Origin of the sequence: Achromobacter pestifer (assembly GCF_902859625.1) — a bacterium.
Classification (GTDB): domain Bacteria; phylum Pseudomonadota; class Gammaproteobacteria; order Burkholderiales; family Burkholderiaceae_B; genus Achromobacter; species Achromobacter pestifer.
Genome location: NZ_CADIJX010000002.1, coordinates 269997 through 281633, shown reverse-complemented (window position 1 = coordinate 281633; position 11637 = coordinate 269997). Strand labels below are relative to the sequence as shown.

Genomic DNA, 11637 nt, shown 5'->3' with positions numbered 1-11637 from the left:
TATGGAACTTCGCCAACTTCGCTACTTCGTTCGCGTGGCCGAATTGGGCAGCATCGGCCGCGCCGCGCGCGACCTGGGCGTGGTCGCGTCGGCGCTAAGCCAGCAGATCAGCCGTCTGGAAAGCGAACTGGCGACGCGGCTGCTGATGCGCACGCACACCGGCGTGGTCCCCACGGCGGCGGGCACGGCGTTCCTGCGGCAGGCCCGGCTGACGCTGCGCCACGCGGACAACGCGATGGCCGCCGCGCGCGAAGCCCGTCTGTCCGGCATGGTCAGCGTGGGGTTTGCCCCCACCACGGCATCGGTGCTGGCCAAGCCGTTCTACGCCGGCATGGCCGAGCGTTATCCCAACGTGCGGCTGCATCTGGTCGAAGGCCTGTCGGGCAATCTGGGCGAACAACTGAACAACCGCCGGCTGGATCTGGCGGTACTGTTCCAGAACGACAGCGGCCAGGGGCGCAGCGCGATCCCGGTCCTGGACGAACGTCTATTCCTGCTGGCGCGGCGCGGAATGTTCGCCCAGCCTGACGGCCAACCCGTCACCATTGCCCAGTTGGCAGCCCTGCCACTGGCGGTGACGAGCAAGGCGCACGGCCTGCGCGCCTGGGTAGAGGCCGCGTTTGAACGCGCAGGCATCGAACCCTGGGTCGAGGTCGAAGTCGACGGCCTGACCACGCTGATGGACCTGGTGCAGGCCAACGCCATTGCCACCATCCAACCGGGCGCCGCGGTGGCGCGGGCCGAGGCCGGGCTGCTGAACATGCACCCCATTGACGACCCGTTCCTGTTTCGCCGCAACGCCGTGCACTGCATCAATGAAGAAGAACTGTCGCCGGCCGCACTGGCGGCGCGCGTGGTGCTGGTCGACGTGATGCGCGCACAGGTGCGCCACGGCGCCTGGCCCGGAGCCACCCTTCTCGATTCGTGATGCCCCCATGCCGGCCGCATGGCTAGGCCGGCGAGGGTCCCCCGGATAAATTGCCTTCATGGATGCGGCGGCATCGTGCCGCGGCAACGGACCCTCTTGAAATCCGATGACGACTGACACCCGACGCCCGGGCTTGCTTCCCATTTCTTCCATGCGGCACCACTGTTCCGAACAGGAATGGCAGGCGCGCGTGGATTTGGCCGCCTGTTACCGGCTGGTTGAACACTACGGCATGGCCGACATGATGGCCAATCACATCTCGGCGCGCGTGCCGGGCGAAGACAACGCCTTCCTCATCAACCCCTACGGCATGATGTACGAAGAGATCACGGCGTCCTGCCTGATCAAGGTGGATCTGGATGGCACGATCCTGGCCAAGCCCGATTTTGGCGCCTTGGACTATGGCATCAACAAGGCAGGCTATGTGATCCACAGCGCCATACATGCGGCGCGTCATGACGTCGATTGCGTGATCCACACGCACAGCTGGGCGTCCATGGCCGTCGCCTCGCTGGATTGTGGCTTGCTGCCGCTGACGCAAACCGCCATGCGCTTCCTGAAGATCGGCTACCACGACTACGAGGGGGTGGTGCTGGACCTGAAGGAACAGGAATCCCTGCTGCAAGACCTGGGCCAGGGTGAAGCGCTGATCCTGCGCAACCATGGCGCGTTGACTGTCGGCAGAACCGTGGGCGAGGCGTTCAACTGGATGCATCGACTGGAACTGGCGTGCCGCGCGCAATTGGCGGCGATGGCCACGGGCGCCTCCCTGCGGGCGGTCAGCCCGGCCGTGCTGGAAGAAACCTGGAGCAACTATCAGCCCGGCACGCGACGCCCCTACGGCGTCATGGAATGGCCGGCCCTGTTGCGCAAACTGGATCGCATGGATCCCGGCTTCCGGGACTGATATCGATTTTCCCCAGCGCCGGCCGACGTGGCGGCACGGCGCTGCATAAACCAAGACAACAACCACGAACGGAGACGATATGAACACTGCCCGAGCCCTGCTCGCCGCCGCGGTGGCGGCGTGCGCCTGTGCGTCGCCCGCCGTGGCGGCGGACTACCCCGACAAACCCGTCAAGGTCATTGTGGCGTTCACTGCGGGCGGCACGACCGACACGCTGACGCGCAGCATGTCCAATTCGCTGTCCAAGAAACTGGGGCAGTCTTTCGTCGTTGAGAACAAACCTGGGGCCGGCGGCAACATCGGCACCGAATTCGTCGTGCGTGCCGCCCCGGACGGGCACACGCTCATCGTCAATTCCGTGGGGCCCATCGCGGTGAATTCGTCACTGACGAAACTGTCCTTCGACCCCCTGACGGACCTCATCCCGATGGTGCAGATCGCCACGGTGCCCAATGTGCTGGTCGTGCCGCCCTCGTCCCCCGCCAAGGACATCAAGAGCTTCCTCCAGTACGTCAAGACCGCATCCCACCTGAACTACAGCTCCACCGGCGTGGGCACGTCCTCGCACCTGTCCAGCTACATGCTGATGGATCAGCTGGGCGTCGAAGCCACCCACGTGCCCTACAAGGGCGCAGACGCCGTCAACGACCTGCTGGCGGGACGCATCGACTTCATGTTTGCCACCATTCCCTCGGTGATCGGGCAAATCCGCGCCGGCAAGCTACGCCCCCTTGCGGTCAGCACCCTGCAACGTTCGGCCACCCTGCCCGACCTGCCCACCATCGCGGAATCCGGCTACCCCGGCTTCGACGCCGGCTCCTGGTTTGGATTCTTTGCACCCAAGGGCACACCGCCCGTCGTGGTCGACACCATCAACCGCGAAGTCAATGCCGCCCTGCCGGCGCTGCAAGCGCAGATGCTGAGCGAAGGGGCCGAGCCCGTCGGCGGCACGCCGGCGCAATTCGCCGCCTTCATCCGGAAGGAACACGACAAGTGGGCCGCGCTGGTGCGCAAGTTTGATCCCCAAGCCAACTGACCTCCCATGACGCAACACGACGACCTCCGCATCCTGTGCTCGCCCGCCGAGGCTCCCGCGCTGCACCAGGCGCTGGCGGGCAGCGGCCAGCCCTACACGCTGTGCCACCCTCAGCATGGCAAGCCCAGTGATGCCCAGGTGGCCTTCGTTTCCCGCGATATCACTGGCGCCTCGACCAAGTTCCAGATCACGCCCGAAACGGCGCTCTACTACGAGGCGATGCGCGATGCGCCAGCGCTGCGTTGGGCGCACGTGCATTCAGCGGGCGCCGACCGGGAAATCTATCAAAGCCTGCATGCGCGCGGCGTCGCCATCACCACCTCCCAAGGTGCCAGCGACGCCGTGGTGGCGCAAACCGCCATCGGCGGCGTGCTGGCCCTGGCGCGCTGTTTGCCCCAACTGGCCGCCGATCAACGCGAGCATGCGTGGCGCCCCTTGCTGGGCCCGCGTACGCCCCGCGATCTGGCCGGGCAACATGCGGTGGTGGTTGGCTGGGGCGGCATCGGCCAACGCATCGGCGAATGGCTGCTTGCGCTGGGACTGACACTGTCAGTCGTGCGCCACTCCGCAACGCCCGTGGCGCAGGCGCGGCGCACCGTGGTGTACGGCGAGCTTCCCGGCTTGCTGCCCGAGGCGGACTGGCTGGTACTGGCGTGCCCGCTGACGCCTGCCACGCGGGAACTGGTTGACAGGCGAGCGCTTGCCGCGCTGCCCGCGCACGCTTCGGTGATCAACGTGGCGCGCGGCCATGTCATCGATGAACCCGCCCTGATCGATGCCCTGGCGGCCGGCCGGCTGGGCGGCGCCTTCCTGGACGTGTTCCAGCAGGAACCCCTGCCGCCGGAATCCCCGCTATGGGCGCTGGACAATGTCATCGTCACGCCGCACAGCGCAGGATTCTCGGATGGCAACCCCGCCCGCGTGCGGGGCTTGTTCCTGGACAACCTGCGCCGTTGGATGCAAGACGAACCGCTGGTTCATCGCTTGATCGGCTGATTCCGCTCTCGGGTCGCGCAGGCAAAAAAAAGCCCGGAGCAGTGTCCGGGCCAAATCCAGAAGTCATCTCGGAACCGCGCGTGGCACGGCCACGCGCGAAACACCATCAGCGCTGCAAGGGCGCCTTGGCCGTTTCCTTGGCCGCCAACAGCGCAATCGCCGTCACCACCAGCGCCGCTGCCACATACAGCGAAATCGCGAAGGTCGAATCCCAGGATTTGTACAAGCTGGCGATGATCAACGGCGCGAAGCCTCCGCCCACGATACCGGCCAGCGTGTAGGCCAGCGACGAACCCGCGTAGCGCACGCGCCCGGGGAACTGCTCGGTGATGAAGGCGGCTTGCGGCCCGTACATCAACGCATGGATCAGCAGGCCCACCACCACCGCCGCGCAGATCGCGATGGGATGGGCCGTGTCCATCAACACGAAGAACACGAACGCCCAGATCATGCCCAGCACCGCGCCCGCCAGATAGACGGGACGACGACCAATCCTGTCGGACAGCGCCCCGCACAGCGGCACGGCTATCGCATTGAGCGCCGCGCCCAGCATCGTGGCGGTCAACGCCAGCGGCCGCGACAAATGCAGCACCGTCGTCACATAGGTCAGCGTGAACACCACGACCAGCGCATACAACACGTCCGAGCCGATGCGCGAACCGCCCGCGATCAACAGCTGGCGCCAGTGCTGGCCCAGTACTTCCTTGATGGGCGTGCTGGCGGTCTCGCGGCGGGCTTCCATTTCCCGGAACACCGGCGTTTCTTCCACGCCACGGCGCAGCCACAGGCCGAACATCACCAGCGCCACGCTGGAGACGAACGGAATGCGCCAGCCCCAGGCCTGGAAGTCCTCGGCGCTGACAAATGCCGTGACCAGCGCAATGAAGCCGGTGCCGATCAGCGTGCCGCACGACGGCCCCACCTGCGTGAACGACGCATTGCGCCCGCGCTGGTTCGGCTTGCCATGTTCCATGGACAGCAACACCGCGCCCGCCCATTCCCCGCCCAGGGCAACGCCCTGCACGAAGCGCAGCGCCACCAGCGCCACGGGCGCCCAGACGCCCCACGACGCATAGGTGGGCAACAGGCCCATCAGTCCGGTCGAAATACCCATGATGACCAGCGTCGTGACCAGCACGAACTTGCGCCCCAGGCGATCGCCCAGGTGACCGAAGACAAAACCGCCCAGCGGCCGCGATAGGTAGCCCACCGCATAGGTGGAGAACGCCAGGATGGTGCCTGTCAGCGGATCGAAGGACGGAAAGAAAATGGAGTTGAAAACCAGCGCCGCCATCAGGTTGTAGATGGTGAAGTCGTACCACTCCAGCGTGGTGCCGACCGAGCTGGCCATGGCCAGCCGCCGCATCTTGTTCGGCACGGCCGCCGTGCTGGACGCCGCCTGGGCGGGCAAAGTCTGTTCAGCCATGGGGTTCCCCTTGATTGTTGTAAATCGAAAAATTGGGTGGCGCGGAAGGACTCAGCGCAGGTCCGAGGCGTGCAGCTTCCAGCCCAGTTCAAGCAGCCAGGCATTGGCGGCGTTCGTCGCGAAGGCGCCGGCAGCCCGATCACATAGCGCTTGCGCGGCGGATTCGGTGCTTGCCTCCACCACGAAGAGCGGCGCAAGAATGCGCTGTTCGGTGGATTCGCGCGGCAGCGGCGTGCTGAGCTTCGTGTCAGGCACCAGCAAATAGGACTGCACGAAGCCATCCGCCTCGGCCAGGGCCAAGCCCAGTTCGCGGGCCTTGGCGATGCAGTCTTCCGCATGTTCAACGGCCGGCAACGTCAGCACGGCCAGCTGGCTGCCACTACCAAAACCAGTCACCGCCTCGACAGCGCAGACACGGCGCATCGGGTCGCGCATGCGATCCAGGTTGGCGACCGACCACGGCGTCTGGCGCTCAAACGCGGCGCGGTAGCCTGCGGTGGAGAAGGCGGCAAGCGAGTCCGTGCGGTACAGGCCCAGGTACTTGCGTCCGCCCTGGCGCGACACATAGCGCGCGCCCGACAGGAAGCCGGGGATGCGAACGCGCTCCTCGACATGTTCGCGGTCGTACCAGCGGTTGAAATCAGGCTCGTCGGCAGCGTCCACGTCGGACGCGACGAACAGCAAACCATTGGGAATCAAAGCGGATGCGACAGAGTGGCTCATAAACGGAAGACCTGGTTCCTTCGATTTCAGAAGGCCCCATCTTCGTCCGCCGGGCAGGGTAAGGACAAACGACTAATTCTTCCTCACAGCAATAGAATTACTGAGCGCCGCCCTAGGGATAACACTATTGCGCGGAGCCGAAACGCGGTTCCACCACCGACGTGGTGAACTGATCCGAGGCGCGGCTGGCCAGTTCCGCCACCAGCCGGATCGCGTCCGAGCCGGCGCTATCCAGGTAACTCACCACCAGCAGTTGCGGTGGCACCGGCATGTCGCTGCGGATCACTTGCACTTCGCCTCGCGCCACGTATTCATAGATAGGCGGCAGCGGCACCAGCGCGCGGCCAAAGCCGCTTTTCACCAGCCGCGCCAAGGCCGAAATGGAACTGACGCAATGCACCTTGCCTTGCGGCATCCCAACCTCGCGGTACAGCGCCTTCAGCGCTTCGTGCGGCTGCGAACCGGGGCTCATGGTCAGCACGGGTTCACTCAGCAATTGCTGCACGGTCAACGATTCCTCGTCGCCCGCGCGCCCTACCCAGCCCATTTCCATGGGCAGACAGGCCGTGCTGATGATCCCCGAATCGCTCAGCAAATCCGTTTGCAGCGCGATGTCCAGCGCCCCTTCCCGCAGCCCCCGATGCAGTCCCCGCGTGGTTTCGGACGTCAATTGCACCTCGATGCCCGGATACGTGGACCGCAGGTTCGTCAAGAAGCCGATCAGCCAGGTGTGCACGACCGTTTCGATCGCGCCGATGCGAACCAGGCCGAAGACTTCGTCGCCCCGCTTGCCCAAGGACAGGATCTGCTGGCGAATTTCCAGCAGGCGTTCACCGTAGTCCAGCAGCCGAGTGCCGACCGAGGTCAGGCGCAGTTCCTTGGCGTCGCGCTCGAACAGGCGCGCACCGATGTCCTCTTCCAGCGACGCGATGCGATTGGCCACCGCGGCCTGGGTAATGTGCAGACGGTCGCTGGCGGCACGGAAACTGCCCAGCCGGGCCGACCACAGGAATGCTTCAACAAAGCGCGTATTCATAGTGAACCGGCGCCCACTGGCGGCGCCCATTATTTTCGTCAACTCCCGGACGCGATAGGTCCGGGCAGGCATACATGCTACTGCCTCGCCCCACCAGCCGGTCCGGCGGCCCATTGCGAAGGTTGTGTCCCCTTCAGTGGTGCGCCATGCACCAAAGTGGTTCATGACGAGCACCAGGCCGAGGCCCGTCCAGCCCGGCCTCATAGGGAAACCGCCTCCGGCAACAAGCTGGCACGGGTCTTGCTTGATGACTGGTATGCAAGCTTGTCTACAAGACGAGTGCCATCAAGATCCGCAGCAAACCGCCAGGAGCCTCCATGATCAACCGCAATGCGCCCTTTGCCTTCAACGCCACCCGCCGCCGCCTGATCCAGGGAGCCGCGATGGGAGCCGCAACGCTGGCCGCCCCCGCGCTGGTCCGCGCGCAATCGGGCCCCGTGATCCGCATCGGCTTCTGGCCCGTCGCCGCAGGCCTGCCCTTTTATGCCGCCGTCGAAAAAGGCTACTTCAAGGAGGCCGGCCTGAACGTCGAACCGCTGAAGTTCGCTGGCGCGCAACAAGTCATGGAGGCCATGCTGGCTGGACGCGCCGATGGCAGCGCCAACGGCACGGGCTCGGCCAATCTGGCCATCGGCGAAATTGCCTCGCCTGGCCTGTTCAAGATTTTCGCGTCCAACCCCAGCAACGCCAAGAACGTGCTGGACGAGTTCATTGTCGCGAAAGACAGTCCCATCACATCCATAGCAGACCTCAAGGGGAAAAAGGTCGGATCTGGACCCGGCATCCAGAACGCCACGCTGGCCAAAGCAGTACTGGAGCGCGCCGGCGCAACCGGGGCAACCGTGGTCGAGTTGGCGATCAGCCAGCACGTCGCCGCGGTTGCTGCCGGCCAGTTGGATGCCTGCTACACCCTGGAGCCCACGGGCACGGTGGGCCGCTTGAACGGCACGACGCGCGTGCTGGAAACCGGTGTCATCGCCAAGTACGTCTTGGGCGACCCAATGGCGCCGTGGTTCGGCGGATCAGCGTCTTTGACCACCGCCTTCCTGAAAAAGCACCCCGAAGAAAGCAAGAAATTCATCGCCGCCTATGCGCGCGGCATTGAACTGATCCGCACCAAGCCGGAAGAGGCACGCCCGTTCATGAAGGGCTACACCGCCATCGAAGGCCCCATGACCAACGAAGTTCCGTTGGCTGCCTACACGCTCTACAACGAGTTCACGCCCAGCGACATCGCGTACTTCCAGAAATTCTTCGACCTGTTCACGGACAAGGGCATCTTTGCCCAAAAGGTCGACGTGGCGTCCATGCTTTACAAGGGCTGATCCATGACCGCGACAACGGCAAGCGGCGCCGCCGGCGCCCCGGCTTCCAAGCCGCCCCGCAAGTTCAATGCGTCGCGCTTTTTGCCCCTGATCGGCCCGCTGGCGCTGTTCGTGGTGTGGGACCTGGTGGTGCGCCTGCAACTGGTCAGCCCCGTGCTGCTGCCCACGCCCAGCGCCACCCTCGTGGCCTTGGTCAAGGGGCTGGCGGGCGGCCCCTTGCTGTGGGATTTCCTGTCGTCACTGAACCGTACCCTGCAAGCATTCGTGATTGCCGGCGTGATCGGCGTGCCGCTGGGCGTGCTGCTGGGTAGCAATGAAAAGGCCTATCGCAGCGTCGAATTCCTGGTGGACTTCTTCCGTTCAACGCCATCGTCCGCGCTGATCCCGCTGTTCCTGATGATCTTCGGCGTGACCGACATGAACAAGATTGCCATCGCCGCGTTTGCCGCCGTTCTGGTCATCTTGTTCAACAGCGCATACGGCGTCATCAATGCGCGCAAACAGCGCGTCATGGCGGCCCGCGTGATGGGCGCCTCGCGCTGGCAGATCTTCAAGGACGTGCTGATCTGGGAAAGCCTGCAACCCACCTTCGTGGGTTTGCGCAGCGGCGTATCGATGGCCCTGGTGATCGTGATCGTGGCGGAAATGTTCATCGGGTCCGACAGCGGACTGGGCAATCGCATCATCAACTCGCAGCAGGTGCTGAACGTGCGCGAAATGTATGCGTCGATCCTGGCTGCTGGTGCGCTGGGCTATGTGCTGAACATTCTTTTTCTTGTGCTGGAAAAGCGCGTGGTTCATTGGAGCGGCCGATAAATGTCCACTGTCATCAATCCCATCATCGCCCCCGCGCCCGCGGCCGCGCCCTTCGCGCCCGGCCCGCTGGGCACGCACATCACGATCCGCGGGTTGACCAAGTATTTCGCCGGCTGGCCGTTGTACGAAGACTTCAACCTGGACATCCCCAAGGGCAAGATCGTCTCGGTGTTCGGCCCCAACGGCTGCGGCAAGTCCACGCTGATCAACATGATCGCGGGCCTGATCCCCATCGACGCGGGCGAGATCCTGTTCGACGGGAAATCGCTGGCGCAAACCAAGATCGGCTACGTGTTCCAGAACTATCGCGAAGCCATGTTTCCGTGGCTGCGCACCATCGACAACATCGCCTACCCCTTGCGTCTGGAAGGCCGCAGCAAGGCCCAGGTGGATGCGCGCGTGGAGGAGCTGGTGGCTTCGTTCGATGTGAAGTTCGACCTGAAGCGCTACCCCTATGAATTGTCGGGCGGCCAGCAGCAGACGGCTTCGATCATGCGCGCGCTGGCGCCCGGACCCGAAGTGCTGTTCCTGGATGAACCGTTCTCGGCGCTGGATTTCGAGATGACGCTGTTCATCCGTGAAAAGCTCCAGGAAGTCTTTCTGCAAACCGGCACCACCATGTTGCTGGTGTCGCATGATCTGGAAGAAGCGGTGTATCTGGCCGACCAGGTGTTGCTTCTGACCAAGCGGCCTACCCGCGTGGCGGAAATCCTGGATTACACCGACGCTCGCCCCCGCACCGTGGAAACCCTGTCCGAGCCCAGCTTCATCCAGATGAAGAAATTAAGCCTGGAGATCTTCCAGCGCGAAGTGCGCAAGTAACCCATCCAGTCCATCGGGAGCATCCGCCATGACCCAGGAAACCATCGATCAATACGTGCGCAGCGCCCTGGCGCTGTCGGGCTACGCCCTGCGCGAATCCACCACGACTGAAGTCGTGCAGCAGTTCGCGCGCATTCACGATATCGCGGCCAGCTTCGTGGACGAAGCGCTGCCCGTGGAATTGGAATCGGCTTCGGTGTTCCGCCCGTGACCGGCCCAGCAGCAGACATCGCCCGCCAAGTCGCCAGCGGCGAACGCAGCGCCCTGGCCGTGCTGGATGCCACCCTGGCGCGTATTCGCGAACACGACCCTCGTTATCACTGCTTCACGGCCATCACCGAAAGCCGTGCTCGGCAAGAGGCTGCCGCCATCGACGCGCGCCGAGCCCGCGGCGAGCCCTTGCCGCCCTTGGCGGGCGTGCCCTATGCGGTCAAGAATCTGTTCGACATCGCCGACCAGGTCACGCTGGCGGGAGGACGGGTGAATGCCTCCAATGCGCCGGCTCGCCATGACGCCCGCCTGGTCACGCGCATGCGCGAGGCCGGCGCCGTGCTGGTCGGGGCGCTGAACATGGATGAACACGCCTACGGCTTCACCACTGAAAACACCCATTACGGCACGTGCCGTAATCCGCACGACACCACCCGCATTGCGGGTGGCTCGTCCGGCGGTAGCGCCGCCGCCGTTGCGGGCGGGCTGGTGCCGCTGACGTTGGGATCGGACACCAATGGGTCCATCCGCGTGCCGGCCTCGCTATGCGGCATTTTCGGCTTGAAGCCGACACTGGGGCGCTTACCGCGCACAGGGTCGTTCCCCTTCGTGGGCAGCCTGGATCATCTGGGTCCGTTCGCTGCCAGCGTCAGTGACCTGGCCGCCGCCTACGACGTGCTGCAAGGCCCGGACGCCGACGACGCGGCGTGCGCGCAGTACCCCGCCGAGCCCGTCCTGCCCGGCCTGCAATCCGGCGCACGCCCACTCCGCGTGGCAGTGCTGGGCGGGTATTTTTCGGAATGGGCGGGGCCGCAGGCACGCCGCGCCGTCGAGAGCGCGGCCCGCGCGCTGGACGCCACCGCCATCGTTGAATTGCCCGGCGCGGCGCAGGCCCGCGCCGCGGCCTTCATCATCACCGCGGCCGAAGGCGGTGCGCTGCATCGCCGCAAACTGGTGACGCACTATGACTACTACGAACCCCATTCCCGCGACCGCCTGGTCGCGGGCAGCCTGGTGCCCGCCGCGTGGGTGCAGCAAGCGCAGCGTGTCCGCCATCGCGTCTATCGCGAAGCGATGGCGCTCTTCAAGCAGTATGACGTGCTGATCGCGCCCGCCACTCCGGTTTCCGCCACGCAAGTGGGCACCGACTGGCTGACGCTGGCGGGCAAGCAACTGCCGGCACGAGCCAGCATGGGCCTGCTGACGCAACCGATCTCATGCATTGGCCTGCCCGTCTGCACCGCGCCCACCTGGCCCGAAACCGAACATGATGGCCATCTGCCGCTGGGCGTGCAATTGATTGGCGCTCCCTGGCGCGAAGCCGATTGCCTGCAAGCCGCCTACGCGCTGGAGCAGGCTGGCGTGTCGCGGGTCCGCACCTGCTGAACCCTCCCATTCCCAGACCCCTTCTG

Annotated in this window: 12 protein-coding genes; 9 read left to right on the top strand and 3 right to left on the bottom strand. The window is 65.0% G+C overall.

The window, feature by feature from the left end; all coding sequences use genetic code 11:
• Position 1 precedes the first annotated feature (1 nt).
• The 4 genes from HV753_RS08100 to HV753_RS08085 all read left to right on the top strand — a co-directional run bounded on the left by HV753_RS08100 (position 2) and on the right by HV753_RS08085 (position 3867).
• Positions 2 to 928, top strand: coding sequence for a LysR family transcriptional regulator (locus tag HV753_RS08100; protein WP_175173947.1), 927 nt, complete (start codon positions 2 to 4; stop codon positions 926 to 928).
• Positions 929 to 1034: 106 nt separating this feature from the next.
• Positions 1035 to 1835 carry a class II aldolase/adducin family protein gene (locus HV753_RS08095; protein ID WP_175173946.1) on the top strand — a complete coding sequence of 267 codons (801 nt, stop codon included), beginning with the start codon at positions 1035 to 1037 and terminating at the stop codon, positions 1833 to 1835.
• 79 nt (positions 1836 to 1914) lie between these two features.
• Positions 1915 to 2871 carry a Bug family tripartite tricarboxylate transporter substrate binding protein gene (locus HV753_RS08090; protein ID WP_175173945.1) on the top strand — a complete coding sequence of 319 codons (957 nt, stop codon included), beginning with the start codon at positions 1915 to 1917 and terminating at the stop codon, positions 2869 to 2871.
• Between the two features lie 6 nt (positions 2872 to 2877).
• Entirely contained in the window at positions 2878 to 3867 is a 990-nt protein-coding gene (locus tag HV753_RS08085) for a D-2-hydroxyacid dehydrogenase (protein ID WP_175173944.1), read from the top strand.
• A 106-nt stretch (positions 3868 to 3973) separates the two neighbouring features.
• On the opposite strand, the gene HV753_RS08080 is transcribed toward HV753_RS08085, so the two are convergent.
• The 3 genes from HV753_RS08080 to HV753_RS08070 form a co-directional block, all read right to left on the bottom strand.
• Positions 3974 to 5293 (bottom strand): MFS transporter, encoded by a 1320-nt coding sequence (locus HV753_RS08080; RefSeq protein WP_175173943.1) that lies wholly within the window; start codon positions 5291 to 5293, stop codon positions 3974 to 3976.
• 51 nt (positions 5294 to 5344) lie between these two features.
• A complete protein-coding gene (locus tag HV753_RS08075; protein WP_175173942.1) occupies positions 5345 to 6016 on the bottom strand; it encodes a DUF4286 family protein in 672 nt (223 codons plus the stop codon).
• Positions 6017 to 6140: 124 nt separating this feature from the next.
• Positions 6141 to 7052 (bottom strand): LysR family transcriptional regulator, encoded by a 912-nt coding sequence (locus HV753_RS08070; protein ID WP_175173941.1) that lies wholly within the window; start codon positions 7050 to 7052, stop codon positions 6141 to 6143.
• 317 nt (positions 7053 to 7369) lie between these two features.
• Between HV753_RS08070 and HV753_RS08065 the strand changes: the two genes are divergently transcribed.
• The 5 genes from HV753_RS08065 to HV753_RS08045 are packed head-to-tail and all read left to right on the top strand — an operon-like array spanning position 7370 to position 11611.
• Positions 7370 to 8377 (top strand): ABC transporter substrate-binding protein, encoded by a 1008-nt coding sequence (locus tag HV753_RS08065; protein ID WP_175173940.1) that lies wholly within the window; start codon positions 7370 to 7372, stop codon positions 8375 to 8377.
• A gap of 3 nt (positions 8378 to 8380) precedes the next feature.
• Positions 8381 to 9193 carry an ABC transporter permease gene (locus HV753_RS08060; RefSeq protein ID WP_175173939.1) on the top strand — a complete coding sequence of 271 codons (813 nt, stop codon included), beginning with the start codon at positions 8381 to 8383 and terminating at the stop codon, positions 9191 to 9193.
• Positions 9194 to 10015 (top strand): ABC transporter ATP-binding protein, encoded by an 822-nt coding sequence (locus tag HV753_RS08055; protein ID WP_175173938.1) that lies wholly within the window; start codon positions 9194 to 9196, stop codon positions 10013 to 10015.
• A 28-nt stretch (positions 10016 to 10043) separates the two neighbouring features.
• Positions 10044 to 10226, top strand: a complete 183-nt coding sequence (locus HV753_RS08050) for a DUF4089 domain-containing protein (protein WP_175173937.1) — start codon at positions 10044 to 10046, stop codon at positions 10224 to 10226.
• Entirely contained in the window at positions 10223 to 11611 is a 1389-nt protein-coding gene (locus HV753_RS08045) for an AtzE family amidohydrolase (protein WP_175173936.1), read from the top strand. Before HV753_RS08050 ends, HV753_RS08045 begins: the two co-directional genes overlap by 4 nt.
• The last annotated feature ends 26 nt before the right edge of the window (positions 11612 to 11637 follow it).

What these genes read in the sequence shown, in the direction of transcription:
- HV753_RS08065 (WP_175173940.1), top strand. Translation starts at nt 7,370, where the DNA reads ATGATCAACCGCAATGCGCCCTTTGCCTTCAACGCCACCCGCCGCCGC.
- HV753_RS08060 (WP_175173939.1), top strand. Translation starts at nt 8,381, where the DNA reads ATGACCGCGACAACGGCAAGCGGCGCCGCCGGCGCCCCGGCTTCCAAG.
- HV753_RS08080 (WP_175173943.1), bottom strand. Translation starts at nt 5,293, where the DNA reads ATGGCTGAACAGACTTTGCCCGCCCAGGCGGCGTCCAGCACGGCGGCC.
- HV753_RS08100 (WP_175173947.1), top strand. Translation starts at nt 2, where the DNA reads ATGGAACTTCGCCAACTTCGCTACTTCGTTCGCGTGGCCGAATTGGGC.
- HV753_RS08090 (WP_175173945.1), top strand. Translation starts at nt 1,915, where the DNA reads ATGAACACTGCCCGAGCCCTGCTCGCCGCCGCGGTGGCGGCGTGCGCC.
- HV753_RS08050 (WP_175173937.1), top strand. Translation starts at nt 10,044, where the DNA reads ATGACCCAGGAAACCATCGATCAATACGTGCGCAGCGCCCTGGCGCTG.
- HV753_RS08095 (WP_175173946.1), top strand. Translation starts at nt 1,035, where the DNA reads ATGACGACTGACACCCGACGCCCGGGCTTGCTTCCCATTTCTTCCATG.
- HV753_RS08085 (WP_175173944.1), top strand. Translation starts at nt 2,878, where the DNA reads ATGACGCAACACGACGACCTCCGCATCCTGTGCTCGCCCGCCGAGGCT.
- HV753_RS08055 (WP_175173938.1), top strand. Translation starts at nt 9,194, where the DNA reads ATGTCCACTGTCATCAATCCCATCATCGCCCCCGCGCCCGCGGCCGCG.
- HV753_RS08075 (WP_175173942.1), bottom strand. Translation starts at nt 6,016, where the DNA reads ATGAGCCACTCTGTCGCATCCGCTTTGATTCCCAATGGTTTGCTGTTC.
- HV753_RS08070 (WP_175173941.1), bottom strand. Translation starts at nt 7,052, where the DNA reads ATGAATACGCGCTTTGTTGAAGCATTCCTGTGGTCGGCCCGGCTGGGC.